The following is a 26,334-nucleotide window of genomic DNA, read 5'->3' as shown; positions in this document are numbered from 1 at the left end:
CCCGCCCGCCCGGGACCGGCTCACACCTCGACCAGCACCTTGCCCCGGTTGGCCTCCCGGTCCAGGTAGAGGCTCCGGTAGGCCCGCGGGATCTCGTCGAACCCCTTGTGCACGGTTTGGTGGTAGCGGATCTCCCCGCTGCGGACCAGCCCGCCCAGCTCCCGGTGCATCCGCTCCAGCAGCGGCTCGGTGAACCACTCCTGGGCGAAGATCCCGCGGATCGTGGTGCGCGGGAACATGATGTACGGCAGCAGCCGGGGCCCGGTCAGCTCGCCGTTCACCGTGGTCGCCCACTGCCAGCAGACCGCCACCTTGCTGTCCACGTTGAGCATGGTGAACACCGCGTCGGTGATCGTGCCGCCCAGGTTGTCGAAGTACCGGTCGACCCCGTCCGGCGCGGCCAGCAGCAGCGCTTGCCGGGCCTTCTCGGCGTCGTCGGTCTGGTCGTAGCGCACCACGTCGTCGAAGCCCAGCTCGCGCAGGTACTCGGCCTTGCCCGGCGAGGCGGTGGTGCCGACCACCCGGCCGGCCCCGGCCCGCTTCGCCAGCTGGCCGACCAGGGTGCCGATCGAGCCGGAGGCGCCGCTGATCACCACGGTGTCGCCGGGCCGGACGTCCAGGAACCAGGAGAGCGTGCCCCAGGCGGTCATCCCGGGCGCGCCCATGATGCCGAGCGCGGTGGAGACCGGCAGCCGCTCGTCGTACCAGGCCGGGTCGAGCCGGCGGTAGGCCGGGAAGACCATCGGGAAGATGCCGGTCTTCCACAGCTCCTCGGCGCCGTTGTGGACGACGTGGCTGCGCCAGCCGCCGAAGCCCTGCACCAGGTCGCCGACCCGGAACGCCGCCTCCGGACCGGCCTCCACCACCTCCATGATCGAGTCCGCGCCCATGTGGTGGCCGATCGGCGTCTCCAGCGCCAGGCCGTTCTGGTACGGGTCCACCGAGACGTACCGGGTGCGGAACAGCATCTCGTCCGGGGCCAGGTCGATCCCGACCTCCTCGACCACCTTCTCGTAGACCCGGTTCACATCGGGCACGCCGTCCAGGTGCTCCCGGACGACCCACTTCTCGATCCTCATGCCAGCGCTCCCGTCTCCACGTTCTCCACGTCGCTTCCACTGTCGGTACTCGTCCCGGCCTGCTCCGGCACCCGGCCCACCGGGATCAGCAGGTGCGTCGGCGGCGGCGCGCTGCGGTCGATCTCGGCGGTGAACTCCAGCCCGTCGTCCCGGCAGATGAACTGCACGACGTGCCGCCCGGCGGCGGCCGCCCGGATCAGCCCGCCGATGGTCGCCCAGACTCCGGAGAGGTAGAAGTCCGAGAGCCCGGGCAGCACCGGACCGCTCTTCTTGATCTCCTCCTCCACCGTCTCCGCGCCCTCCACGAAGGGGTTCCAGCCCGGGAAGGTGCCGTCGTAGACGCCGGTGTAGCGGACCTGGGTGAGCGGGGTGGACACGTCGGCCACCGCCACCGCGTCCTTGAAGCCGGGGAACCGCTCGTCCAGGAAGCCGACGATGCCGTTGCGGACCCGCCGCTTGGCCGCCATGTACTCCCGGCCGTGCTTCACCGGCAGGGTGTGCAGCTCCTCGCCGCGCCGCACCCGGGAGGACTGCTCCGGGCCCTCGTGCAGCGCCCGCCACGGGCCGATCTCGGAGAAGTACGTCGCGAACACCACCGTCGACTCGCGCGGCGCCAGCTCCGGGTAGTGCCGGGTGCGGAACTGCACGTTCATGGACGGGCAGCGGATCCCGGTGAGCTCCGCCGACTCCCGCTCCGACAGCAGGTAGGTGGTGCACGGGTCGCCCTCCGGGAAGGGCTTGCGCAGGCCCAGGAAGAGCGACACGTAGCCGGGCGACAGCTGGCCCGGCTCGTCGATCAGCGAGGTGTACAGCCTGCGGTAGGTGTCGTTCAGGTACTTGCCCTTGAGCAGCTTCATCACCGTGGTGTGGCCGTCGGCGGCGGAGACCACCACGTCCGCGCGGAACTCCCGGCCGTCGCTGAGCCGCACGCCCACCGCGCGGTCCCGCTCGACCAGGATCTCCTCGACCTTGGCGTTGTAGGTGATCTCCCCGCCGAGCTTGCGGTACCGCTCCTCGATCGACCGGGCCAGCCCGAGCGAACCGCCCTCGGGCACCCCGGCCGCCTGGTTGGCGTGCGAGGCGAGCTGGAAGTAGAACGGCAGCACCGGGAAGGCCGGGTGCTTCTCGTACAGGATGAAGTTGAACGCCTCGCGCAGCAGCGGGTCCCGGAACCGCTGGGCGTAGTCGGTCATCAGCACCGTGATCGACTTGCGGATGGTGTTGAAGTACGGGAGGAAGGACGCCAGCATCCGCCAGCGCTCCAGCCGGCCCATCAGGCCGACCGGCTTGAGGAACGGGTAGACCGCCAGCGCCTTGCGGAAGGTCCGGATGCCCGCGCAGAACTCCCGGATCGGCGCGGCGTCGGCCGGGGAGAGGCCGAGCAGGTGCGCCTCCAGCCGGTCCGGGTCGGAGTAGAAGCGGACCGCCCGGCCGTCCCGGCCCCGGACGATGTTGAACACGTCGAAGTGCCGCATCTCCTTGCCCTGGAGGGCGCCGAGTTCGAGCCAGATCTGGTACATCTCGTTGCCCGGGCCGTTGCCGAGCAGCCAGCTGATGCACCAGTCGAAGGTGAAGTCGCTGCGGTCCCAGCCGGTGCAGGAGCCGCCGGGGATCTCGTGCATCTCGAAGATCCTGGTCCGGTAGCCGTTCATCCGGGCGTAGCACCCGGTGGAGAGGCCGCCCAGACCGCCGCCGACGATGATCATCGTCTCCCGGCGGGGTCTGGTACCGCCGTCCTTCGTCATCACAGCCCTCGTCGTCATGCCAGCCTTCCTCGTCGGTCCGTGGGTGGTGCCTCGGGTGGCGCCTCGGGTGTTCACGGTGCTCACCAGGCGATCGGGAGCGCCTGGAGGCCGTTCACCATCGCGTCCTGCTTCCAGCGCAGTTCGGGCTCGGGGACGGCCAACCGCAGGCCGGGCAGCCGGGTCAGCACCCGCTCGATCGCCACCTGGAGCTCCAGCCGGGCCAGGTGGGCGCCGATGCAGTAGTGCACGCCGTGGCCGAAGCCGATGTGCGGGTTGACCGGGCGGTCCAGGTCCAGCCGCTCCGGCTCCTCGAACACCTCCGGGTCGCGGTTGGCGGCAGCGGTGGCGATCATCACCGCCTCGCCGGCCCGGATCACCACGCCGCCCAGCTCCACGTCGGCGGTCGCGTACCGGGGCAGACTGAAGCCGGTGAGCAGCGGCACGTACCGCATCAGCTCCTCGACCGCCCGCGGGATCAGCTCGGGCCGCTCCCGCAGCCGCTTCGCCTCCTCCGGGTTCACCAGCAGTTGGTGGAAGAAGTTGCCGATCTGGTTGGTGGTGGAGACGAAGCCGGCGATCAGCAGATCGCAGGCGATCGAGAGCAGCTCCTCCTCGCTGATCAGCCCCTGCTCCCGGCAGGCCCGGACCAGTGTGGTGAGCAGGTCCGGGCCGGGCTCGCGGCCGCGCAGCTCCAGCACGCCGGCCATGTGGTCGATGAACGCCCGGCCCTCCACGGCCAGCACCTCGGCGGGCGTGACGGCGGAGAGGACCGTCTCGGCCCACTCCCAGAGCATCCGGTGGTCCGCGGCCGGGATGCCGAGCACCTCGCAGATGATGGTGGTCGGCATCGGGATGGCGAAGTCCTCGACCAGGTCGGCCGGCTGACCGGCCGCCACGATGGCGTCGAGCAGTTCGTCGGCCAGCTCGCGGGCCCGCTCGCGCAGCCCCTCGACCCGGCGGGCGCTGAACTCCCGGGCCACCAGCGCGCGCAGCCGGGTGTGCTCGGGCGGCTCGGTGGAGAACAGGCCGGCCCCGGTGCGGGCCACCGGGCGCATCCGGGGCTGGTCCTCCCCCATCGCGGCGGCCAGGCTGAACCGCGGGTCGGCGAGCACCGTGCGGACGTCCTCGTACCTGGTCACCAGCCAGGCGTCGTCGCCGTACGGCATCCGGATCCGGATCAGCGGGCGCTCGCGCAACTCGGCGTAGCGGGGGTCGAGTTCGAGCCCGTTCGGCTCGAAGGGGTAGGCCAGCGGCGGCTCCGGCCGGCCGAGCGCGGACGGGTCCGCCTCCCGCGCGGGGACGGGCAGGCCGGGGGCGGGCGCGTTGGGCACGGGCAGGCCGAGGGCGGTCTCAGGACGCATGGGCGGTGGCTCCGGTGAGGATCGACCGGGCGAGCCCGGCGTTGTGGGCGATGAAGTCGCGGTCGAGCATCTCGGCGTGGGTGCCGAAGCCCTGGAAGACCGCCGTGCGGGTGGCCGAGCTGCCGTGCCAGGCGCCGTGCCGGCCGGCGTCGTAGAGCGCCACCTTCTCGTCGTCCGAGATCACGCTGAGCGCGGCGGTGACCACCCCGAGGTTGGGCGTGCGGCTGCAGAACCGCAGGTAGTCCCGGGCCTGTTCGCGGGTCTCCTCGGCGACCGCGGTCGAACCGGTGTGCCGCCGCAGGTGCTCGGCCAGCTCCCGCTCGAAGGCCTGGACGTGCTCGTCGGCGAGGTCGAAGGACTCCGGGATCCGGTGCGAGTCCATGATCACCACATTGGGCACCGCCCGGCCGCGCCGCTCCAGCTCCTTGGCCACCTCGAAGGCGAGGTTGCCGCCGAGCGAGTAGCCGAGCAGCGCGCACGGCCCCTCCGGCTGGAGCGCCTCCACCAGGTCCGCGTACCGGTCGACCTTGTCGTCCCCGGTCACGTAGTTGAAGGCGATCATCCGGTACTCCGGCAGGTGCGCCGCGAACTGCCGGTAGACCAGGCCGTGCCCGCCGGCCGGCGGGAAGCAGAACAGCGTCTGCTGCTGCTCCTGGTTGAACCACAGGTACGGCTGGGCGCCCTCGATCCGGCCGGTGATGATGTGCTCGACGGTCTTCGCCATCCCGTGCAGGGTGGTGACCTTGAACAGCTGGCTGACCGGGATCCGGATGTTGAGCTCGGCCTGCAGCCCGTGGATCAGCTCGATCAGCTTGATCGAGGAGCCGCCGGACTCGAAGAAGTCGTGCTGGAGGCCCGGCTCCTCGATGCCCAGGAGAGCCCGCCAGTGCTCGGCCATCCGGAGCTCGTAGAGGGTGACCGGCGGCTCGACCGCCTGCTCGTCGGCGTCCGTCCGGGGCTCGGGCAGCGCGGCCGTGTCGACCTTGCCGTTGGCGGTCAGCGGCAGCGCGGCCAGCTCGACGAAGTGCGCCGGGATCATGAAGGTCGGCAGGTAGCTGGCCAGGTGGCGGCGGAGTTCGCGCCGGTCCAGCACCCGCCCGGGCGCGGGCACGCAGTACGCGCAGAGCACGTGCTCGCCGCCGCGGTCCGGCCGGACGGTGACCACCGCCCGCTCCAGCTCGGGCCAGGCGGCGAGCTGGGTCTCGATCTCGCCCAGCTCGATCCGGTGGCCGCGGACCTTGATCTGCGAGTCGGCCCGGCCGAGCAGGTGCACCCCGCCGTCGGCGTCCCAGCAGGCGAGGTCCCCGGTGCGGTAGAGCCGGACCGGCTCGGTGCCGTCGGCGCCGCCCAGCGGCAGGGTGGCGAAGCGGCGGGCGGTCTGCTCCTCGTCGCCCGCGTAGCCGAGCGCCACGCCGTCGCCGCCGATCCACAACTCGCCGGTGACGCCCGGCGGGACGGGCCGGCCGTGCGCGTCCAGCAGGTGGAACGAGCTGTTCGGGAACGGCCGCCCGATCGGGACCATCCGGCTCGGCTCCAGCCCGTCCGCCGGGCCCTCGAAGTAGGCGCTGTCGATGGTGGCCTCGGTCAGGCCGTAGGAGTTGACCAGCCTGGTCTGCGGGCCGCACAGGGCCCGCAGCCGCTCGTACTCCTCGACCTTCCAGACGTCCGAGCCGACCACCAGCAGCCGCATGAACGCCAGGTCCCGGCCGGTCCGTTCACAGTGGTCCAGCACGGTGCGGACCACGGCCGGGACGAACTCCGCCGCGTCCACCCGCTCGGCGCGCATCACCTCGTCCAGCCGGGCCGTGTTGAACAGCAGCTCCCGGCCGACCAGCACCAGGGCGCCGCCCGAGCAGAGCGCGCGGACCACGTCGCCGGTGAACACGTCGAAGGACGGGCTCGCCATCTGGAGGTGCACCCGCGCGTCGGTGTCCAGCCGGTACTCGGCGCGCCAGGCCTGGTACGCCGAGGCGAGGTTGCCGTGGCCGACCCGGACGGCCTTGGGACGGCCGGTGGAGCCGGAGGTGTAGATGACGTAGGCCGGGTCGTCCAGCGCCACCGGAACGTCCTCGAACCCGCCGTCGCCGCCGCCGAGTTCGGCGCCGTCGAGTTCGGCGGTGGTGACCAGCCGGGCGGGCAGCCCGCCGAGCCGCTCCCGGTCGTCCCCGACCAGCAGCCCCGCGCCGGCGTGCTCGACCATGTACGCCAGCCGGTCCACCGGGTGCCCCGGGTCCAGCGGCAGGTACGCGGCCCCCGTGCGGAGCACCGCGAGCAGGGCGACGATCAGCTCCGGCGACTTCTCCAGGCAGAGCGCCACCACCGTGCCCGGCCCGGCGCCCAGCGCGCGCAGCCGGGCCGCCGCCCGCCCGGACCGCTCGGCCAGCTCGCCGTAGCTCAGCCGGGCGGTCGGCCCGGACTCGGCCGGCGCCACCACCGCGGGCGCCGCCGGATCGGCCGCCGCCGCCCGCAGCACCAGCTCGTGCACCGGCTCCCGGTAGGGCACCCGGCGGTCGGCGCCGCTCCACTCCCGGAGCACCACCGCCCGCTCCTCGCGGCCCAGCAACTCCAGCCCGGTGGCGGCCCGTTCCGGCCCGGCGGTGGTCAGCGCGGAGAGCAGGTTGACGTAGTGGCCGGCCAGCCGGGCCATCGTCGCGGGCAGGAAGAGGTCGGTGTTGTACTTGAACACGCAGTGGAAGCGGCGCTCGGCCTCGTCCTCGTAGGCGGACAGGGTGAGGTCGAACTGCCCCTCCTCCTCCGGGAGTTCGATGTACTCCAGGTGGTAGCCGTACTTCTCGGTGGCCACCTTGTGGTGGAGCAGGATGAACATCGCCTGGAAGACCGCCGAGCGGCTCGGGTCGTGCTGCAGCCCGAGCTTCTCCACCAGCAGCACGAACGGGTACTCCTGGTGGTCCAGCCCGCCCAGCACGGTGGTCCGCACCCGGTCCAGCAGCTCGGCGACGGTCGGCTCGCCGGCGAGCGAGACGTGCAGCGGCAGCGGGTTCACGAAGTAGCCGTAGACGCCGGCGAACTCCTCGTCGGTGCGGCCGGTCACCGGGCTGCCGACGATGACGTCGTCCTGGCCCGCGTAGGCGTGCAGCAGCAGGTAGTAGGCGCCGAGCAGCACCATGAACACGGTGACGTTGTGCTCGCGGGCCAGCGCGTGCACCCGTGCGCTCAGCTCCTCGTCCAGCACGAAGAACTCGGAGGCCCCGTTGTGGGTCTGCACCGCCGGGCGCGGCTTGTCGGTGGGCAGGCTGAGTACCGGGACCTCGGCCGGCAGGTGCGAACGCCAGTAGTCGAGCATCCTCGGCGCCTCGCGGCCGGCCAGGAAGGCGTTCTGGCGGTTGAGGAAGTCCAGGTAGCGCGCGGTCACCGGGGGCAGCGCGGGCGGACGGCCCTGCCGCAGCCCCTCGTAGACGGCGAGCAGCTCCTCGATGAAGGTGAAGGTGGAGATCGCGTCCGAGACGATGTGGTGCACCGCCTTCATGATCACCCAGCGGGCCGGACCGCGCCGGAACAGCCGGAACCGCACCAGCGGGTCCCGCTCCAGGTCGTACGGCCGGCGGTACTCGCGGACGATCATCGCGTGGATCTCGTCCCACTCCAGGTGCTCGACGTCGAACACCCCGAAGTCCGGCTCCACCGCGGCCGAGATCCGCTGCACCGCCCGGCCGCCGTCCAGCACGAAGTTGGCCCGCAGGCTCGGGTGGCGCTCCACCATCGCCCGGAAGGCCACCGCCATCAGCTCCGGCTCCAGCTCCACCCGCACCTCGACGGCGCCGCCGATGTTGTAGGCGAAGCCGTCCGGGTTGAGCTGCTTGAGGAACCAGAGCGCCTTCTGGTTCTGGGTCAGCGGGTGGGCCGACTCGTCCTCGAACAGCTCCACCTCCGCCGCGCCCTCGCCCGCCGGGTCCTCGGCCAGCAGCTCGGCCAGCGACTCGTGCAGCCGGGCCACCAGCTCGGCCACCGGCGCGTTGCCGAGCAGGGCGACGACGGGCAGGGTGGTGCCGAGTTCGGTGCTCAGCCGGGCCCGCAGCTCCATCGCCAGCAGCGAGTCCAGGCCCAGCCCGCCGAGCCCGGCGGACGGCTCGATCTGCTCGGCCGGCACCCGCAGCACGGTGGCGGCCAGCAGGGTGAACCGCTCGGTCAGCAGCGCCAGCCGCTCCGGCTCGCCGGCCGCCCGCAGGGTGTCCAGCAGGCCGGTCTGCTCGGCCGCCGGCGCGGCCTCCCGGGCGGCGGCGGCCAGGTCCGCAACCAGCGGCGGCGGGGCCGGGTACCAGGAGAGGAACACCGGCCAGTCCACCACCGTGGCCACCAGCAGCTGGGCGCGGTCCTGGCCGAGCACCCGCTCCAGCACCGCCATCCCGGTCTCCGGGGCCAGCGAGCTCATGCCCCGGCTGTGCCGGTAGTGCTCGATCAGGCCGAGCTCCTCGATCATGCCGGTGGCCCAGGGGCCCCAGTCGAGGCTCAGCGCGGGCAGACCGAGAGCCCGGCGGTGGTGGGCGAGGGCGTCCAGGAAGGCGTTCCCGGCGGCGTAGTTGGTCTGGCCGGCGGTGGTCAGCAGCGAGGCGATCGAGGCGAACAGCACGAAGTGGTCGAGCGGCTCGCCGGCCAGCTGCCGGTGCAGCGCGAACCCGCCGAGCACCTTGGGACCGTGCACGGCGTCGAAGGTCGCCCGGTCCAACTCGCCCACCAGGGTGTCCCGGACCTGCCCGGCCAGGTGGAAGACGCCGCGGATCGGCGGCCGGTCCAGCCGCCGGTACTCGGCCAGCCAGGCGCCCAGCGCGGCCTCGTCGGTGACGTCCAGCGGCGCCGGGATCGGCTCGGCGCCCAGCGCCTCCAGCTCGCGCAGGAACGCCGCGCGCTCCCCGGCCGGACTCGCCGGGTCGAGCTCGCGCCACCGCTCACGCGGCGGCAGCGCACTGCGGCCGACCAGGATCAGCCGCCGGGCCCCCCGCCGGACCAGCGTCCGGCAGAGCAGCCGCCCGAGCGCCCCGAACGCCCCGGTCACCAGGTACGCGCCGTCCGCCCGCAGACTCGGCACCAACGGCCGGCTCAACCCCTCCGCCGCCCGCAACCGGCAGGCCAGCCGCCGGCCGCCGCGCAACGCGACCTCATCCTCGTCGGCCACCGCGAACTCCCGCAGCAACGCATCCGCTTCGAGCGAGACGGCCGCCCCGGCCACGCTCGCAGCGGGGGCAGCGGAGGAGGTGGGGGCGAAGGCATCAGCGGGAGTCGCGGCGGCGGCCGAGCCGGAGGCGGGGGCCTCGGTGGGTGCCGGGTGGGCGTCGGAGGCGGGGGGCGGGGGTGGGGTGAGCGTTCCGGTGGGGCCCAGGTCGATCAGCTTGCCCTGGTGGGCCGGGAGTTCCTGGTGGCGGAGGACGCGGGTGATGCCCCAGGCGGGGGCGGCCAGGGGTTCGACGGGGTCGTCCGGGGTGGTGGGTTGGGCGGAGCGGGTGACGACGTGGAGGCGGCAGGCCGGGAGTTCGGCGGAGAGCAGAGCCGCGAGGGTGACCAGGCTGTACGCGCCCGGGGCGGTGTGGGCGGCGACGGTGGCGTGGTCGGCGGCGGCCAGTTCGGGCCGGTCGAGGTTCCAGAGGTGGACGACGGCGGCCGGGTCGGGTGCGCCGGTGGCCCGCCGGTCGGCCAGCAGTCGGGCGAGGTCGGCGGCCGAGCCGGGCGCCACGGTGGCCGGCCGGCCGCCCTCGGCGGGCCGGTAGCCGGTGCCGGGCTCCACCAGTGCGCAGCTGCCGCCGCGGGCGGTGATCCGCGCGGCGAGCGCCTCGGCGACGCCGCCCCGGTCGGCGAACAGCAGCCAGTGGTCGGGGTGTTCGGCGAGCGGGCCGGGCACGTCGGCGACGGCCGGCAGTTCGGTCCAGACCGGTTCGGCGAGCCAGCCGTCGATGGTGCCCAGGCCGACCGCGGTGGCGGCCTGTTCGACGTCGGCGGCCCGGAAGCCGGTGATCCCGCCAAGCGGCGCGCCGTGCTCGTCGTGCACCGCCAGGTCGCCGACGAGTTCGTGGCCGGCGTCCCGGGTGATCGTGGCGTGCACCCAGAGCGTCCGGTCCCCGACCGCGTCCAGCCGGACCTCCTCGATCGTGACCGGCAGCCGGATGCCCGCCCCGTCCGGGCGCCCGGCCAGCAGCTGGGGCGTCAGCAGGGTCTGGAAGAAGGCGTCCATCACCACCGGGTGCACCTGGTGGTGCTGCCCCTGCCCGGCCACCGCCGCCGTCGGACGGATCCGGGCCAGCGCCTCGCCGGGCCCGATCCAGACCTCCTCGATGCCCTGGAACGCGGGGCCGTAGTGGTAGCCGAGGGCGGCGAGCGCGGTGTAGCAGTCCGGCCCGGCGAGCCGGCGGACCGCCCGGTCGCGCACCGCCGCGACGTCCAGCGGCCGGGCGGGGCGGCGGCGCTGGCCGGGGCGGACGGTGCCGACCGTGTGCACCGTGCGGTCGGGGCCGTCGCCGGTGGCGACGGTGAAGGCGCCGTGCTCGGCGGAGAGGGTGAGCCGGACGGCCCGGCTCTCCTCGTCGGGCAGGAACAGCGCCTTGCGCAGCTCGATGCCGGCCAGCGCGGCGTCCGTGCCGCCGGTCAGCGCGCGGACGGCCTGGACGGCCATCTCCAGGTAGCCGGCGGCCGGGAACAGCACGTCGCCCTGGATCCGGTGGTCCTCCAGGTAGGGCAGCGCCTCCGCGTCCAGCCGGGCCTCCCAGGCCGGTTCGGCGCCGGGGAGGCGACGGCCGAGCAGCGGGTGGTCGACCCGCCCCTGCCGGACCTGCTCGACCGCCCGCGGCTCGACCCAGTGGCGGTCCCGCCGGAACGGGTAGCGCGGCAGCGGGACGGTCCGCCCGGCGGGCTGGAGCACCGTCCAGTCGACCTCGACGCCGAGCGTGAAGAGCTCGGCCAACGAGGCGGTGAAGGTGGCCCGTTCGTCCTCCTGGCGGCGGATCGAGGGCAGCGTGCGCAGCGCGGGCCGGTCGGCGGTGCCGGGGTGGGCCTCGACGGTCTCCTGGATCGAGCGGCCGAGCACCGGGTGCGGGCCGATCTCCAGGAACAGGCCGTAGCCGTCGTCGGTCAGCCGCTCCACCGCCTGCCGGAAGCGGACGGTGTCGCGGACGTTGTCCCACCAGTAGTCCGCGTCCAGTTCGGTGCCGTGCGCGGTGCCCGTGCGGCCGGTGAGGTGGAGCGGGACCCGGGCCGGGCGGGGCTTGAGGTCGGCGAGCGACTCCAGCAGCTCGTCCTTGATCAGCTCCATCCGGGCGCTGTGGTAGGGCACTTCGACGGTCAGCTGCCGGGCGAAGACCTGCTCGGCGGTGAGCGCGGCGGCCAGTTCGGCCAGCACGGTCTCGTCCCCCGCGAGGGTGAGCGAGCTGGGGCTGTTGACGGCGGCGACCGAGACCGCGTCCCCGTACGGGCGGAGCCGGCGCAGCGCCTCGGCCTCGGTGAGCGCGACGGCGAGCATGCCGCCGGTGCCGGCCAGCTTCTGCTGGAGCCGGCTGCGGTGGACCACGACCTTGACGGCGTCGGCCAGGTCGTAGACGCCGGCCTCGTGGAAGGCGGCGACCTCGCCGGTGGAGTGGCCGACGATCGCGTCCGGGTGGACGCCCCGGCTGCGCCAGAGCGCGGCCAGGCCGACCTGGACGGCGAAGTTGGCGGGCTGGGCGAGCCAGGTCTCGGCCATCCGGGAGTGCGCCTCGTCGGCGGCGAGCTCCTCGGTCAGCGACCAGCCGGTGAGCTCGGCGAGGTGCTCGGCGCAGCGGTCGACGGCCTCCCGGTAGACCGGTTCGGTGGCGTAGAGCCGGCGGCCCATGCCCCACCACTGCGGGCCCATGCCGGTGAAGACCCAGGCGAGCCGGCGGTGCCGGGCCTCGCGGCGGTGGCCGGTGACCACCCGATGGTGCGGTTCGCCGCGCAGGTGGGCGGTGAACGCCTCGTCGAGCGAGGCGCGGGCGGCGTGTTCGCGGGCGTCGTAGACGATCGCCAGCCGGGCGTCGTGGCGCTGGCGGCGGTGGGCGAGGGTGTGGCCGAGGTCGGCGGGGCGGGCCGGGGTGCCGCCGCGGACGCCGGCGAGCTCGGCCTGGACACCGGCGGCGAGCTCGGGCAGCGCGGCGGCCTCGCGGGCGGTGAGCGGCAGCACCGTCCAGGCGGGCTGGTCGACGGCGTCCGCCGGGGTCGCGGACGGCTCGACGGACGACTCGGCGAACGGCTCGACGGACGACTCGACGGACGGCTCGGCGACGGCCGCGGGCACCGGCTCGGGCGCGGCCTCCAGCAGCACGTGCGCGTTGGTGCCGCCGAAGCCGAAGGAGTTGACCCCGGCCCGGGCCGGGCCCCGGTGGTCCGGCCAGGGGGTGGGCTCGGTGGGGATCCGGTACGGCAGGGTGGCCGGGTCGATCGCCGGGTTGAGCCGCTCCAGGTTGATGTGCGGCGGGATCAGCCGGTGCTTGAGGGCCAGCGCGGACTTGATCAGCCCGGCCAGGCCGGAGGCCGACTCGGTGTGCCCGATGTTGGTCTTCACCGAGCCGACGTAGCAGGCGTCGCCGGGGCGGCGGCCGACGGCGAGCGCCCGGGCCAGCGCGTTGGCCTCGATCGGGTCGCCGACCGGGGTGGAGGTGCCGTGCGCCTCGACGTACTGGAGGTCGCCGGGGGTGATCCCCGCCTCGGCGCAGACCCGTTCGATGAGGGTGACCTGGGCGTCCGGGTTGGGCACGGTGATGCCGTTGGTGCGGCCGTCCTGGTTGACGCCGCTGCCGATGACGACGGCGTGGATCGGGTCGCCGTCGCGGAGCGCGTCGGAGAGCCGCTTGAGCGCGACCACGGCGACGCCCTCGGCCCGGACGTAGCCGTCGGCGGCGGCGTCGAAGGTGCGCGAGCGGCCCTGCGGGGAGAGGAAGCCGCCCTTGGTCTCGGCGATCGTGTACTGCGGGGCGATGTGCAGCAGGGTGCCGCCGGCCAGCGCGAGGTCCACCTCGCCGCGCTGCAGGCTCTGCGCGGCGAGGTGGACGGCGACCAGTGAGGAGGAGCAGGCGGTGTCGAGGGAGACGCTGGGGCCGCGGAAGTCGAAGCAGTGCGAGATGCGGTTCGACACCATGGTCATCATGGTGCCGGTGGCGGTGTGCGCGGCCAGGCCCTCGAAGGAGAGGTCCGAGAACTGGACGATCTTGTAGTCCAGGGTGAACGCGCCGACGTAGACGCCGACTTCGCGGCCGGCCAGCTCGGCGGGCCGCTGGCCGCCGTCCTCCAGTGCCTCCCAGGCCACCTCCAGCAGCTTCCGCTGCTGCGGGTCCATGTGGTCGGCCTCGCGGCCGCTGATGCCGAAGAAGGCCGGGTCGAACTCGTCGAAGCCGTCGATGTAGCCGCCGCGGCCGCCGACCAGCCGGCCGGGCTTGGCCTTGTCCCGGCTGCCGAGGGTGGCGACGTCGTACCGGCTGCGCGGGGTCTCGGTGATGCAGTCCTTGCCGTCGACCAGGTTCTGCCAGAACGACCGGTGGTCGCCGGCCCCGCCGGGCAGGCGGCAGCCGATGCCGATGATCGCGATCTTCTCGCGCCCGTGGCCGGGTCCGGCGGCGGCCGGAGCGGGCGGGGCGGCGGTATCGGAGGGGCGGGGCGAGGCCGGGGCGGTGACGAAGCGGGAATCCGTCATGGTCGAGTCCTTGGGTCGCTGCGTTCGCACGGGCGGCGGGGTGCGGGAACGCCGCCCGCGCAGGGGGACAGCGGCCGCGCACCGGTTCCCGGGCAGGCCGGAAACCGGGTCGGCCGGAGGGACGAGCCGGTGGGGAGGGGTCTTGAAAGGCGAAGCGGGTGGGCCAGGCGGGTGGGCCGGGCCGGGGCGTCAGGTCGGGCGGGTGGGCGAGTCGTCGGCCAGGGTCGGCCTCCGCCAGGCCTGGAGATGGCTGGCGACCACCTCGGCGGTGGCCGGGAAGTCGGCCGGGTCCACCAGCCCCACCGCGGCCGGCCGGCGGCCGGGCCGCCAGGTGAAGCTGCCGAACGCGTGGTCCCAGACCGAGAGGTCGGAGCCGTAGTGACCGGCCTCCGCGAGGTCGGTGCTGTGGTGCAGCCGGTGCTGCTCCGGCCCGGCGAGGACGTGGTTGAGCACGCCGAGCCGGACGTCGATGTTGGCGTGCACGAAGTAGCCCTGGGCGACGACGAACAGGCCCACCACGAACACCGCCGGCACCGAGAACCCGGCCAGCGCCAGCGCGAGTTGGACGACGCCCTGGGTGAGCAGGACGTCCAGCAGGTGGTTGACGCCGTTGTTGCCCACGTTCACCTTGTCGGGCACGTGGTGCACGCCGTGCAGCCGCCAGAGCCGGGGGCTGGTGTGGCACCAGCGGTGGATCAGGTAGTTGGCGAGCGAGCCGAGCAGCAGCGCGGCCGGGATCTCCACCCAGAGTGGCAGGGCCGGACGGGGTGGCGCCAGCCAGCCGACGACGGCGGCCACCGGCACCTGGGACAGTGCCCCGCCGATCATCGTCAGCACGAAGTAGACGCCGTACCAGCCCCACTCGCGCCCGCTCGGCGACCATTCCGGTTCGTACGGGATCAGCCATTCCAGCAGGGCCATGTAGGCAATGGTCCCGATCAGGAAGAGCTGGCTCACCCGACCCAGGTCCCAGCGCAGGCGCAGGGTCGCGACCGATATGGCCGCCAGCATGAACAGCAGGGACGGGTACGCGACATGACGCAGCACGGTTCGAAGCTGCCCGTCCATGACGTCCCCCTTCGCAGTCCACATCCGAACGATCACCGAAAGTGTTCGTTCCGATACTAAGGGCGCCCGGAAGGCATGGCGAGCTATTTTCGGCAGAATTCGCACGATGCTTAATTTGTCTGATGATAGGTAGACAAACTATCTGCCAGAAGGCATGTGATTCCGGCCAATATGCCGAGAGAAAAGGGTTATTCGATCAGCGGATCATCACTCCGGAGCGCTTGACGCTCCGGAGCACCGGCGCCGTCTCCAGCCCGCCGACCCCCTCCAGGGCACCCAGCCGCTCCGTCAGGTAGTCGTAGAACGCCTCGATGTCCCGGCAGACCAGCCCCGCCACCAGGTTGGTCGGCCCGGTGGTCGCCGCCACGAACCCCACCTCCGGCTGCTCCGCCATCGCCCGCCCCACCGCCGCCAGCCGGCCCGGCGCCACCGTCAGCCAGCAGAACGCCTCGATCTCGAAGCCCAGTTGCCGGGTCTCCACGTCCACGTCGAAGAACAGCAGCCCGTCCGCCACCAGCGCGGCCAGCCGCCGGCGCACCGTCGCCTCCGAGGCCCCGGTCCGGGCCGCCAGCTCCGCGAGCGGCGTCCGCCCGTCCACCGCGAGCGCCGCCAGCAGCGCCCGGTCCAGCTCGTCCGGCGTCACCGACATCACCGGCGCCGCCGTCGGCGCCCCCGCCACCGCCGCCGCCGCCGCGCGCAGCCGGCCGACCTGCTCCGGGCTCAGCGCCGAGGTCCGCCCGCTCCACGCCACCGGCCCGCCGACGTACGTGCGCAGCAGGTAGTGCGCGCTCACCGCGAGCACCCGCGGCGTCCGGGGCAGCTTCCCCAGCAGCAGCTCCGCCCGCTCCGGCCGGACCTGCGAGCGGGCGTTGCAGACGATCTCGCCGCCGGACAGCAGGCTCACCCAGGAGGTGTCCGGCCGCCGGGCCAGCGCCTCGGCGATCGCCGTCGCCGCGTCCGGCACGCAGCGGATCCGGGTCAGCCAGTCCACCTCGCCGAGCCGCCGGGCGTCCGTCCGGCCCACCACCCGCACCACCCCGGCGGCGCGCAGCCGCTGGTAGCGGCGGGCCACCGTCTGGTCGGACACCCCGAGCACCTCGGCGATCCGCCGGAACGGCGCCCGGCCGTCCACCTGCAGGGCGTGCAGCAGCGCCCGGTCCAGCCCGTCCAGCGTCACGGTTTCCATCACCCGGATGGTAGGCGGTGTCGGATTCCGTCGGAACCGCCCGCCCGGGCGGCGCACCGGTCGCCCCAGGGCCGAGAGTGACGGGGCGTCCGGTCGCACGGGCCGGGACGGAAGCGGAGGAGCACGGGGATGGGAACGGGGACGGGGATGCGGAAGTGGGGGCCGCTGGTCGCGGTCAGCCTCGGGGTGTTCATGCTGCTGACCGACGTCAGCATCGTGATCGTGGCGCTGCCGGACATCGGCGCCGGGCTCGGCATGGACTTCGACGGCCTGCAGTGGGTGCTCGACGGCTACGCGCTGGCCCTGGCCGCTTTGCTGCTCGGCCTCGGCGCGGCGGCCGACCGGGTGGGGCGGCGCCGGGTCTACACGGCCGGCCTGGTGGTCTTCGCGCTCGCCTCGCTGGGCTGCGGGCTCGCCCCGGACGGCGGCACCCTGGTGGCCGCCCGGATCGTCCAGGCGGGCGGCGGCGCGGCGATGTTCGCCACCGCGATGGCCCTGCTCAACCTCGCCTACCAGGGCCGCGACAAGGCGGTGGCGTTCGGCGTCTGGGGCGCCGTCAGCGGCGCGGCGGCGGCGGTCGGGCCGGTGGCCGGCGGACTGCTCACCGAGTACCTGGGCTGGCGGTCGATCTTCCTGGTCAACCTGCCGGTGGCGGTCGTCGCGGTGGTCCTCGCCCGGCGCACCCTGCCGGAGTCCCGCGATCCCGGGGCGGGCCGGCTCGACCTGCCCGGCGCCGTCGCGTTCACGCTCGCGGCCGGCGCGGCGGTCCTGGTGCTGATCCGCGGCGGCGCGGACGGCTGGACCTCCCCCGCGGTGCTCGGCGCGGCGGCGGTCGCGGTCGCCGCGCTCACCGCCTTCCTGCTGATCGAGCGACGCGCCGCGCACCCGCTGCTGGACCTCGCGCTGTTCCGCCGACCGGCCTTCACCGGGGTGCTGCTCTGCGGCGCCGTCTACTCCGCCGCCGCGTTCTCCTACCTGCCGTACACCTCGCTCTGGCTCCAGTCGGTGCTCGGCCGGGGGCCGATGGCCGCCGGGCTCACCCTGCTGCCGATGAGCGTCACCGCCTTCCTGGTCTCCGCCGTGGCGGGCCGCCGGCTGGCGGGCCTGCCGACGGCGGTGCCGCTGGCCGGCGGGCTGGCGGTGATCGGCCTCGGCGGGCTGCTGCAGACCGGTCTGGACGCCTCCTCGGGCTGGGCCGCCCTGCTCCCCGGGCTGGCCCTGACCGGGCTCGGCGTCGGCGCGGTCAGCCCGGTCCTCGCCGCCGCCGCGATGGCGGCGGTGCCGCCGGAGCGGGGCGGGATGGCGGGCGGCGCCCTCAACACCTTCCGCCAGCTGGGCCAGGCCCTCGGCATCGCGGTGTTCGGCCTCGTCCTGCACCGGGGCCTGCGCTCCGCGCTGACCGGCCACCCGGACGCCGTCGCCGACCCCGCCGCCACCGCCCATGCGCTGAGCGCCGGCCGCCCCCAGCCGGGCCTGCCCGAGGACCTGCTCCGCACGGCCTTCGCCACCGCCCTCGACCACACCCTGCTGACCGCCGCCACCACCGCCCTGGTCGGCGCCGCCCTGGTGGCCCTCCTCCTCCGCCCCCGCCCGGTCCCGGCGACTGCGGAGCCGGTGCCGACCGCCGCCCGGACCCCGGCTCGACGGTAGGAACCCGGTGCCGCCCGGCGCACTGCGGCCGGGCGGCACCGGGTTCCAAGGCGACCGCGGTCAGGCGGGGCGGGTGGCGCGGTAGAGCTCGGCGAGGCGGAAGGCGAGGTCCAGGGACTGGCCGTGGTTGAGGCGGGGGTCGCAGGCGGTCTCGTAGCGGTGGCGCAGGTCCTCCGCGCGGACCTCGTACCCGCCGCCGATGCACTCGGTGACGTCGTCCCCGGTGAGTTCGACGTGGATGCCCCCGGGGTGGGTGCCGAGCGCGTGGTGGACCTCGGTGAAGCCGACCACCTCGTCGAGGACGGCGTCGAAGCGCCGGGTCTTGTGGCCGCTCGGCGCGGTGAAGGTGTTGCCGTGCATCGGGTCGCAGACCCAGCAGACCCGGGCCCCCTCCGAGGCGACCTTCTCCACCAGGGTCGGCAGCACGTCCCGGACCCGGTCCGCGCCGGCCCGGACCACGAAGGTCAGCCGGCCGGGCTCGCGGGCCGGGTCCAGCTTGTCGAGCAGCGCGAGCACCGTGTCCGGGTCGGCGGTCGGGCCGAGCTTGACCCCGATCGGGTTGCTGATCCGGGAGAAGTAGGCGACGTGCTCGCCGTCCAGCGCCCGGGTGCGCTCGCCGATCCAGAGGAAGTGGGCGCTGGTGGCGTACTCCCGGCCGGACTCGGTGCTGCGGGTCAGCGCCTCCTCGTACTCCAGCAGCAGGCCCTCGTGCCCGACGAAGAAGTCCGCGGTGCTGAGCTCCCGGGTGTCGACGCCGCAGGCCTGCATGAAGTCGAGCGCCTGCTCGATCTCGTCGGCGAGCCGCTCGTAGCGCTCCCCGGCCGGGGAGCCGGTGACGAAGCCCCGGTTCCAGTCGTGCACCTGGCGCAGGTCGGCGAAGCCGCCGCCGGTGAGGGCGCGGACCAGGTTGAGGGTGGTCGCCGAGGACTCGTACATCCGCAGCAGCCGCTCCGGGTCGGGCCGGCGGGCCTCGGCGGTGAACTCGCGCCCGTTCACGGCGTCGCCGCGGTACGAGGGCAGGGTGAGCCCGTCGCGCTGTTCGACCGGGCTGGAGCGGGGCTTGGCGTACTGCCCGGCCATCCGGCCGATCTTCACCACCGGCACGGCAGCGGCGTAGGTGAGGATGACGGCCATCTGCAGCAGGGTTCTGAGTTTGCCGCGGACCGCCTCCGTCCCGGTGGTCTCGAAGGTCTCCGCGCAGTCGCCGCCCTGGAGCAGGAAGGCCTCGCCGCGGGCGACCGCGGCCAGTCGGCGGCGCAGCTGGTCGCACTCGTCGGCGAACACCAGCGGTGGGGCGGCGGCCAGGCGCGCGGTCACCGCGCGCAGCGCCACCTGGTCGGGCCAGTCCGGCTGTTGGTTCATCGGTGCTTCTCCGTCCACGGTCGTAAGCCACGGTCGAGCATCGGCGGATCCACTTGAATTCACCGTCGCCGCACGGGTCAAGCGGAGGCCGAGTGGACCGCACCGGTGCCCCGGGATTGGTCTGGTCGCCCGGACCGGCGAACTGTTGTGCTGTCCACCGGTCACCGCTCAACCGAGACGGAACGGAGCTTTCATGGCCACGCCGGACTGGACGCCGATCACGGTGCGGGTCACCGCGAGCGAACTGCCGCCGCACGACCCGCTGGACCTCTACACCGGCCTGCGCCGCACCCTGGCGGAGCGGGACGTCTTCCTCTTCGAGAGCGTGGACGGCGCCGCCGCCGACCTGCGCTCGGCCACCGTCGGCTTCGGCCGGCTGGGCGAAATCCGGGTGTACGACGGCCATGTGGACGTCGACGGCCTGCCCGCGCTGGGCGCCGCACTGGCCGCCGCGGCGCCCGGGATCGGGCTGTCCGTCGCCGCCGACCCCGAGCCGGGGACCACCCGGCTGCTGTTCACCGCCCCGGGCCAGCTGTGGAGCCTGCTCGCGCGGGCCCAGCAGGCGTTCCGGGTGGACACCGGACTGCCGTCCTCCGACTACGCGTTCGGCTTCCTCACCACCTTCTCCTACGAGTCGACCTGGCTGATGGAGACGCTGCCGCCGCGCACCAAGGAGCCCAACGGCCCGGAGGTCACGCTGACCCTGTTCCGGGACGTGGTCCGGTACGACCTGGTGACCGGCCTGGTCCACCACCTCACCGCGACCGGCCCCGAACTGCCCGCCGCCGCCGAGCCGGTGGACGTCCCGGCGCTGGCCCGGACGGCGGCCGCCGCCACCGCCGCGCCGGCCGGGGTGCCCGCGGCGCCCGTCCCGCTGTCGGTGCGCGACAGTGTGGACCGCAAGACCTTCCTGGAGTGGGCCGAGCGCTGTCTGGAGCACATCCGGGTCGGCGACATCTACCAGATCCAGATCGGCCACCGGATCGACGTGGAGACCGCGTTGACCCCGGTCGAGGTCTACCGGCGGCTGCGCGGCCGCAACCCCTCCCCGTACATGTACCTGATGCCCCGGGCCGACCGGATGCTGATCGGCGCGAGCCCCGAGCTGTTCCTGCGGATCGAGGACGACGAGATCACCATGCGTCCGATCGCCGGCACCACCCGGCGCGGCCCGGACGAGGCGGAGAACGCCCAGCGCATCAAGGAGATGCGGGAGAGCGTCAAGGAGCAGGCCGAGCACATCATGCTGGTCGACCTGTGCCGCAACGACCTCGGCCGGGTCTGCGTCCCGAACACCCGGCCGGTGGAGAAGCTGATGGCGGTGGAGAGCTTCTCGCACGTCTTCCACCTGGTCTCGACGGTCGGCGGCACCCTCACCGAGGGCACCGACGTCTGGGACGCGGTCAAGGCCACCTTCCCGGCCGGCACCATGTCCGGCGCGCCCAAGAAGCGGGCCTGCGAGATCATCGACTCGCTGGAGCGGGAGCCGCGCGGCGCCTACGCGGGCGCGGTGGGCCTGGTGGACGTCCGGGGCTGGGCCGATCTGGCGCTGTGCATCCGGACCATCGAGTACGACGGGCGGGTGTACTCCAGCCAGAGCTCGGCCGGCATGGTCGCGCAGTCCCTCCCGGAGGCGGAGTGGCAGGAGACGCTGGCCAAGCTCGCGGCCGCCTACTGGGCCCTGACCGGTGAGGAGCTGACGGCATGAAGGTGCTGTTGATCGACGCGTACGACAGTTTCGTCCACATCATCGACCAGTACCTGCGGACGCTGGGCGCGGACACCACGGTGGTCCGTTCGCTGACCCGCACGCCCGAGGAGCTGGCCCTGCTCGACCCGGACGCGGTGGTGCTCGGGCCCGGCCCCGGGCACCCGTCCGACTCCGGCCACGTCGAGCTGGTGCACACCTTCGCGGGCCGGGTCCCGCTGCTCGGCGTCTGCCTCGGACACCAGGCGATCGCGCTGGCGTACGGCGGCCGGGTCGAGGTGGCGGACCAGGTGATGCACGGGCGCACCAGCACCGTGCGGCACGACGGGGCCGGGCTGTTCCAGGGCCTGGGCCACACCCTGGAGGTCGCCCGGTACCACTCGCTGATCGTCTCCGAGCCGCTGCCCGATGAGCTGGAGACCACCGCCACCGCGACCGACCACGGCTATCTGATGGGTCTGCGGCACCGCGAACTGCCCATCGAGGGCGTGCAGTTCCACCCGGAGAGCATCATGACCACCGGCGGCCTGCAGATGCTGCGGAACTTCCTGGACGCGGGCTCGCCGACGGCTCGAACCAGTGCCCGACCGATCCCAGGTGGCGTACGGCTTCGGTGAGCGCCGAACGCGGCAGGTGGGCGTGGCCCACCACCAGGGCGGGCGCGTCCCACGGCCGCCGGACGTGGAAGCCCGCCGCGCCGCGCACCAGCACGGAGCGGCGCAGCGCCCCGGCCACCAGCGCCGCCTCGTCGGTGCCCGGGGGCAGCCGCAGGTAGGCGTGCAGTCCGGCCCGGGCGCCGAGCACGGTGGTGCCGGGCAGGTGCTTGCGGACCGCCTCCACCAGGGCCTCCCGGCGGCTGCGGCACAGCGTGGTGATCCGCCGCAGGTGGCGGTCGAAGAGCCCGCTGCGGAGCAGTTCGGCGAAGGCCAGCTGGGTGAGGCTCTCGGTGCCGAGGTCGTGCCGGGCGCGGTGGCGCAGCAGCGGGCCGAGCAGCTGCGGCGGCGCGGCCACCCAGCCGAGCCGCAGGCCGGGGGCGAGCGTCTTGCTCGCGGTGCCCGCGTACACCACCCGTTCGGGGTCGAGCCGTTGCAGGGCGAGCGGGCGGCCGCCGCGCTCGTACCAGAGGCCGCCGTCGTAGTCGTCCTCGATCACCCAGCCGTCGACCTCGCGCGCCCAGGCGGCGAGGGCGGCGCGGCGGGCCGGGGTGAGGCCGACGCCGGTGGGGAACTGGTGGGCCGGGGTGACCACGACCGCCCGGACGCCGGTCCGGGCCAGCGCGTCGACGTCGATGCCGTCCTCGTCGACCGGGACCGGCACCGGGCGCAGCCCGCTCTCCCGGACGAACTGCCGCTGCCCGGGGTGGCCCGGGTCCTCCATCCCGAGCTCGGTGATGCCGAACTGCGGCAGCACGCCGCAGAGCAGTCCGAGCGCCTGGGCGAAGCCGGAGACCACCAGCACCTCACCGGGCGTGGTCCGCACCCCGCGCGCCCGGCCGAGGTAGCGGGCGAGTTCGATCCGCAGCTCGGCCATGCCGGCCAGCGGCGGGTAGGCGTGGCTCTCCGGGCCGGCCCCCTGGAGGGCGCGCTGGTAGCAGCCCAGCCATTCGCGGCGGGGGAAGGCCGGGGTGTTGCCCGCGCCGGGGCGCAGGTCCCAGCGGACGGCCGGGACCCAGCCCTCGTCGAGCAGGGCGGGCACCACGGCGCCGCTCGCCGGCAGGTGGTCGACGACCCGGGTGCCGGAGCCCTGGGCGGCCTCCAGGTAGCCCTCGGCGACGAGTTGGCCGTACGCCTCGACCACCACGCTGCGCGACACGTCCAGATCGCTGGCCAGCCGGCGGCTGGACGGTAGTCGGGTGCCCGGATGGAGCACGCCGGCGGCTATCTCGTTCTTGATGAACTGTTGGATCTGCGAGGTCAGGGAGTCGTCCGAACTCCGTTCGACCTCCAGGGCCATCTGCAGGCTCATCGTCCTCGTCCTCTCGAAGGTCCGCTCGAAGGTCCACCCGAAGTGGACCGTACGTCCGGTGGGGCATTGGTCTGGAAGGGTCTACCCGCCGCTGCGCAGACTGGGCGGGAGAGATACGGCACAGATCGGCAGAGACCCGACCGGGCGAGGGCCCGGCACCGTTCGAGGAGGATCCCCGTGGCGTCCGTGCCCGCGAACCCCACCTGGCCGCAGCTGATCGGCGCCCTGCTGGACGGCAGGGACCTGTCGGCGGAGCAGACCGCCTGGGCGATGGACGAGGTGATGTCCGGTGCCGCCGGGCCGGCCCGGGTGGCCGCGCTGGCGGTCGGCCTGCGGGCCAAGGGCGAGACGGTGGCCGAACTGGAGGGGCTGGTCCGGGCGATGTACCGGCACGCCCTGCCGCTGGACGTGGCCGGGCCGGCCGTGGACATCGTCGGAACCGGCGGCGACGGCTCGGACAGCGTCAACGTCTCCACCATGTCGGCGCTGGTCGCGGCCGGGGCCGGGGCCCGGGTGGTCAAGCACGGCAACCGCTCCGCCTCCTCCGCGTGCGGCTCCGCCGACGTGCTGGAGGAGCTCGGGGTGGGCCTGGACCTGCCGGTGGCGCGGGTCGCCGAGCTGGTCGAGGAGGTCGGCATCACCTTCTGCTTCGCGCCGGTGTTCCACCCGGCGCTGCGGCACGCCGCGCCGACCCGCAAGGAGCTGGGCGTGCGGACGGTGTTCAACCTGCTCGGCCCGCTGGCCAACCCGGCCCGGCCGGCCGCGCAGGCGGTGGGCGTCGCGGACCTGCGGGCGGCCCCGCTGCTCGCCGGGGTACTGGCGCGCCGCGGGGTGAGCGCCCTGGTGTTCCGCGGCGACGACGGGCTGGACGAACTCACGGTCTCCACCACCTCCACCGTCTGGTCGGTCGCCGACGGGGAGGTGCGGACCGAGTCCTTCGATCCGCGCGACCTCGGGATCGCGCCGGCCGCCCCCGAGGCCTTGCGTGGCGGGGACCGGGTCCACAACGCCGCGGTGGCCCGGGCGATGCTGGACGGTGCGCCCGGGCCGGTGCGCGACGCCGTGCTGCTGTCGGCGGCGGCCGGGCTGGCCGCGCTCTCCCCCAGTGTGCGCCCGGTGACCGAGCGGCTGGCCGACGGGTACGCGCGGGCCGCCGAGGCCGTCGACTCCGGGGCCGCCGCCGACGTGCTCAAGCGCTGGACGGCCGCCGCCCAGGCATAGGGCCTGTCTCCACACCCCCACCTGCCGGGCGTGTGAAGACAGGCCCTGAGGGCCGGAGGCGGCGGCACGCGGGGCGCGTCAGGTCATCGAGACCAGGACGCGGCGCGCCCCGGTGTAGGCCTCGCGGCCGTGCAGGACCCGCAGGTTGTCGACGACCAGGAGGCTGCCGTCCTGCCAGGGCACCGAGAGCCGGTGCCGCCGGGCGGCCTCCCGGACCTTCGCCAGGTCCTCGTCCGGGATCGGGCTGCCGTCCCGGTAGGTGACCCAGTGCGGCAGGTCGTCGGTGCTGTCGATGAGCGACAGCAGCGTCCCGGCCTCACCCTCGGGCAGGTTGGACGGGTGCCACTGGTCGGCCTGGTTGAACCAGACCGGCCGGCCGGTGACCGGGTGCTCCAGGATCCCCTGCCGGTGCTGGATCACCCGCAGCCCGCCCTCCGGGGTCCAGGCGAACTCGGCCTCGGACTCCCGCAGGAAGCCCTCCACCTCCACCCGGTCCTCGGTCTCGAAGGTGGCCTGCCAGGACTTGCCGAGGCCGTAACCCCCGTGCAGGTACTGCCGGTAGGTCACCCCGGCGGCGAACCGGGCCCGCAGCTCCGGGTCCAGCGCGGCCAGCAGCGCCGCGCCGTCGCACACCGGGGTGGCCCCGCCGGTCTCCGCCGCCAGCAGGCAGCCGAAGAACAGCCGGCGCGGCCAACTGTGCGCGTAGGAGAGCTCGTTGTGCAGCGAGATCTCGAACCGCGCCGGGTACTCGGTGGAGGTGAAGACCCCGTCCGAGACGGCCACCCGCGGGGTGTTGCCGCCCCGGTAGCTGCGGATCAGCCGGTCGCCGAACCGGTCGACGGCGGCGTGGAACTCCTCCGCGTCGGCGATCCCGAGGCCGTGGATCATCACCGCGCCGTGCTCGGCGAGCAGTTCCTCGGCCCGCAGCCGCAGGCCCTCCGCCCCGTCCGCCGCGCCCGGCCCGCCGGCCGGGGCGGCCCACAGGACGCCCATGGTGGTCCCGCCGGCCACTCTGAGCTCTTCGCGGTACTCCTGGTCGGTCGTCATGTCAGCGGGCTCCTTCGGCGGTCAGTTCGACGGGCAGGCCGCTGTATCCGGCGACGAAGTTGGAGAAGAGCCGGGTCGGCGGGCCGAGCACCTCGACCCGGGAGACCATGCTGCGCAGCGAGTCCAGCACGGCGTTCACGTGCACCTTTCCGAGGAAGGCGCCGATGCAGTAGTGCGGGCCGTGGCCGAAGGCGACGTGCTTGTTCGGGTTGCGGCCGAGGTCGAAGGCGAACGGGTCGTCGAAGACCTCCTCGTCGAAGTTGGCCGAGCTGTTCCACAGCGTGACCACGTCGCCGGCCTTGATCACCTGGTCGCCCACAGGCACGTCCACCAGCGCGCGGCGGCCGAAGTGCATGGCGGGGGTGGTCCACCGCAGCACCTCCTCGACGGCGCTGTCGACGGTGACCGTGCCCTCCTTCAGCGCCCGCCACTGGTCGGGGTTCTCGGCGAGCGCGATCAGCCCGCCGATCGCGGACATCCGGCTGGACTCGTCGCCGCCGAGGATCAGGCTGTAGCAGTTGAGGACGACCTCCTCCTCGCTCAGCGGGCGGCCGTCGACCAGCCCGGTGACCAGCGCGCTGAGCACGTCCTCGCCGGGGTTGCGGCGGCGCTCGGCGGCCAGCTCGGAGAAGTACAGCAGGATCTCGTTGCGGGCCAGCAGCTCCTCCAGCTCGCTGTCCTCGGAGCTGTGCCGGGACAGCGTCTGGGTGTTCCACTCGACCAGCTGCGCGCGGTCGGCGAGCGGGATGTCCATCAGGTCGCCGATGGTGTTGATCGGGATGTGGTCCGCGACGTCGGTGACGAAGTCCAGCCGGCCGCGCTCCAGGACCTCGGTCATCAGCTCCCTGGTCCGCCGGTGCACGCCCTCGACCACCGGGGCGAGCACCCGCGGCGCGAAGGACTTGAGCATCAGGTTGCGGATGTCGCGGTGGCGCGGGCCGTCGGTGACGGCGAGCATCTTCCCGGAGGCCGAGTCCTCGCCCTGCAGCAGGGTGGTGAGCACGTTGCCGGTCTCGGAGGTGAACTGCTTGTTGTCGCGGTAGACGGTGAGCAGGTCCTCGTACCGGGAGAGCACCCAGAAGCCCTTCCCGCCGGGCAGCGGGTGCCAGTGCACCGGGCTCTCCGCCCGGAACCGCCGCCACATCGCGGTCAGGTCGACGTCGAGGAAGGTCTGCGGGTCGGTGAGGTCGAGGTCGGTGAGTTCGACGTCGGCCGGGTCCGGCGGACCCGACACCGGGGCGGTCGGGTCCGACGTCCGCTGCATGGTCATGGCTTACTCCCAGTCTCGGGGCTCAGGCA

At 73.9% G+C, this 26,334-nt stretch carries 14 protein-coding genes; 4 read left to right on the top strand and 10 right to left on the bottom strand.

The window, feature by feature from the left end; genetic code table 11:
• Nucleotides 1–20: 20 nt before the first annotated feature.
• The 6 genes from AB0N76_RS01810 to AB0N76_RS01785 form a co-directional block, all read right to left on the bottom strand.
• Nucleotides 21–1,079 carry an NADP-dependent oxidoreductase gene (locus AB0N76_RS01810; protein WP_363551976.1) on the bottom strand — a complete coding sequence of 353 codons (1,059 nt, stop codon included), beginning with the start codon at nucleotides 1,077–1,079 and terminating at the stop codon, nucleotides 21–23.
• Entirely contained in the window at nucleotides 1,076–2,842 is a 1,767-nt protein-coding gene (locus tag AB0N76_RS01805; RefSeq protein WP_363551978.1) for an NAD(P)/FAD-dependent oxidoreductase, read from the bottom strand. Before AB0N76_RS01805 ends, AB0N76_RS01810 begins: the two co-directional genes overlap by 4 nt.
• 62 nt (nucleotides 2,843–2,904) lie before the next feature.
• Entirely contained in the window at nucleotides 2,905–4,185 is a 1,281-nt protein-coding gene (locus AB0N76_RS01800) for a cytochrome P450 (protein ID WP_363551980.1), read from the bottom strand.
• Entirely contained in the window at nucleotides 4,175–13,828 is a 9,654-nt protein-coding gene (locus AB0N76_RS01795) for an amino acid adenylation domain-containing protein (RefSeq protein WP_363551982.1), read from the bottom strand. The genes AB0N76_RS01800 and AB0N76_RS01795 overlap by 11 nt, the downstream gene beginning before the upstream one ends.
• Nucleotides 13,829–14,017: 189 nt before the next feature.
• The gene (locus AB0N76_RS01790; protein ID WP_363551984.1) at nucleotides 14,018–14,896 is read right to left on the bottom strand and encodes a sterol desaturase family protein; all 879 of its coding nucleotides are present in this window, start codon (nucleotides 14,894–14,896) and stop codon (nucleotides 14,018–14,020) included.
• Nucleotides 14,897–15,092: 196 nt separating this feature from the next.
• Nucleotides 15,093–16,082 (bottom strand): AsnC family transcriptional regulator, encoded by a 990-nt coding sequence (locus AB0N76_RS01785; RefSeq protein WP_363551986.1) that lies wholly within the window; start codon nucleotides 16,080–16,082, stop codon nucleotides 15,093–15,095.
• Nucleotides 16,083–16,211: 129 nt separating this feature from the next.
• Between AB0N76_RS01785 and AB0N76_RS01780 the strand changes: the two genes are divergently transcribed.
• Nucleotides 16,212–17,732, top strand: coding sequence for an MFS transporter (locus AB0N76_RS01780; protein WP_363551988.1), 1,521 nt, complete (start codon nucleotides 16,212–16,214; stop codon nucleotides 17,730–17,732).
• 60 nt (nucleotides 17,733–17,792) lie between these two features.
• Here AB0N76_RS01780 and AB0N76_RS01775 read toward each other — a convergent pair whose 3' ends face one another.
• Nucleotides 17,793–19,094: a class II 3-deoxy-7-phosphoheptulonate synthase gene (locus tag AB0N76_RS01775; RefSeq protein ID WP_363551990.1), complete on the bottom strand. Its 1,302-nt coding sequence runs from the start codon at nucleotides 19,092–19,094 to the stop codon at nucleotides 17,793–17,795.
• A gap of 193 nt (nucleotides 19,095–19,287) precedes the next feature.
• Here AB0N76_RS01775 and AB0N76_RS01770 point away from each other — a divergent pair, with 193 nt between their 5' ends.
• Both AB0N76_RS01770 and AB0N76_RS01765 read left to right on the top strand, forming a co-directional pair.
• Nucleotides 19,288–20,802, top strand: coding sequence for an anthranilate synthase component I family protein (locus tag AB0N76_RS01770; protein WP_363551992.1), 1,515 nt, complete (start codon nucleotides 19,288–19,290; stop codon nucleotides 20,800–20,802).
• Entirely contained in the window at nucleotides 20,799–21,419 is a 621-nt protein-coding gene (locus AB0N76_RS01765; RefSeq protein ID WP_363551994.1) for an aminodeoxychorismate/anthranilate synthase component II, read from the top strand. The genes AB0N76_RS01770 and AB0N76_RS01765 overlap by 4 nt, the downstream gene beginning before the upstream one ends.
• On the opposite strand, the gene AB0N76_RS01760 is transcribed toward AB0N76_RS01765, so the two are convergent.
• Nucleotides 21,313–22,767, bottom strand: a complete 1,455-nt coding sequence (locus AB0N76_RS01760; RefSeq protein WP_363551996.1) for a PLP-dependent aminotransferase family protein — start codon at nucleotides 22,765–22,767, stop codon at nucleotides 21,313–21,315. The two genes, AB0N76_RS01765 and AB0N76_RS01760, sit on opposite strands and share 107 nt — an antisense overlap.
• A gap of 171 nt (nucleotides 22,768–22,938) precedes the next feature.
• On the opposite strand from AB0N76_RS01760, the gene trpD reads away from it, so the two are divergent.
• Entirely contained in the window at nucleotides 22,939–23,988 is a 1,050-nt protein-coding gene (trpD, locus tag AB0N76_RS01755) for an anthranilate phosphoribosyltransferase (protein ID WP_363552233.1), read from the top strand.
• A 78-nt stretch (nucleotides 23,989–24,066) separates the two neighbouring features.
• Here trpD and AB0N76_RS01750 read toward each other — a convergent pair whose 3' ends face one another.
• Both AB0N76_RS01750 and AB0N76_RS01745 read right to left on the bottom strand, forming a co-directional pair.
• On the bottom strand, nucleotides 24,067–25,035 hold the full coding sequence (locus tag AB0N76_RS01750) for a TauD/TfdA family dioxygenase (RefSeq protein WP_363551998.1): 969 nt from the start codon (nucleotides 25,033–25,035) through the stop codon (nucleotides 24,067–24,069).
• 1 nt (nucleotide 25,036) lies between these two features.
• The gene (locus AB0N76_RS01745) at nucleotides 25,037–26,305 is read right to left on the bottom strand and encodes a cytochrome P450 (RefSeq protein WP_363552000.1); all 1,269 of its coding nucleotides are present in this window, start codon (nucleotides 26,303–26,305) and stop codon (nucleotides 25,037–25,039) included.
• Between the last annotated feature and the right edge of the window lie 29 nt (nucleotides 26,306–26,334).

Source organism: Kitasatospora sp. NPDC093806, from assembly GCF_040683335.1.
Taxonomy (GTDB): domain Bacteria; phylum Actinomycetota; class Actinomycetes; order Streptomycetales; family Streptomycetaceae; genus Kitasatospora.
This window is presented reverse-complemented; position numbering and strand designations above follow the sequence as displayed.

Coding starts and splice junctions, on each gene's coding strand:
- AB0N76_RS01810 (WP_363551976.1), bottom strand. CDS start 1,079: ATGAGGATCGAGAAGTGGGTCGTCCGGGAGCACCTGGACGGCGTGCCC.
- AB0N76_RS01805 (WP_363551978.1), bottom strand. CDS start 2,842: ATGACGACGAGGGCTGTGATGACGAAGGACGGCGGTACCAGACCCCGC.
- AB0N76_RS01800 (WP_363551980.1), bottom strand. CDS start 4,185: ATGCGTCCTGAGACCGCCCTCGGCCTGCCCGTGCCCAACGCGCCCGCC.
- AB0N76_RS01795 (WP_363551982.1), bottom strand. CDS start 13,828: ATGACGGATTCCCGCTTCGTCACCGCCCCGGCCTCGCCCCGCCCCTCC.
- AB0N76_RS01790 (WP_363551984.1), bottom strand. CDS start 14,896: ATGGACGGGCAGCTTCGAACCGTGCTGCGTCATGTCGCGTACCCGTCC.
- AB0N76_RS01785 (WP_363551986.1), bottom strand. CDS start 16,082: ATGGAAACCGTGACGCTGGACGGGCTGGACCGGGCGCTGCTGCACGCC.
- AB0N76_RS01780 (WP_363551988.1), top strand. CDS start 16,212: ATGGGAACGGGGACGGGGATGCGGAAGTGGGGGCCGCTGGTCGCGGTC.
- AB0N76_RS01775 (WP_363551990.1), bottom strand. CDS start 19,094: ATGAACCAACAGCCGGACTGGCCCGACCAGGTGGCGCTGCGCGCGGTG.
- AB0N76_RS01770 (WP_363551992.1), top strand. CDS start 19,288: ATGGCCACGCCGGACTGGACGCCGATCACGGTGCGGGTCACCGCGAGC.
- AB0N76_RS01765 (WP_363551994.1), top strand. CDS start 20,799: ATGAAGGTGCTGTTGATCGACGCGTACGACAGTTTCGTCCACATCATC.
- AB0N76_RS01760 (WP_363551996.1), bottom strand. CDS start 22,767: ATGAGCCTGCAGATGGCCCTGGAGGTCGAACGGAGTTCGGACGACTCC.
- AB0N76_RS01750 (WP_363551998.1), bottom strand. CDS start 25,035: ATGACGACCGACCAGGAGTACCGCGAAGAGCTCAGAGTGGCCGGCGGG.
- AB0N76_RS01745 (WP_363552000.1), bottom strand. CDS start 26,305: ATGACCATGCAGCGGACGTCGGACCCGACCGCCCCGGTGTCGGGTCCG.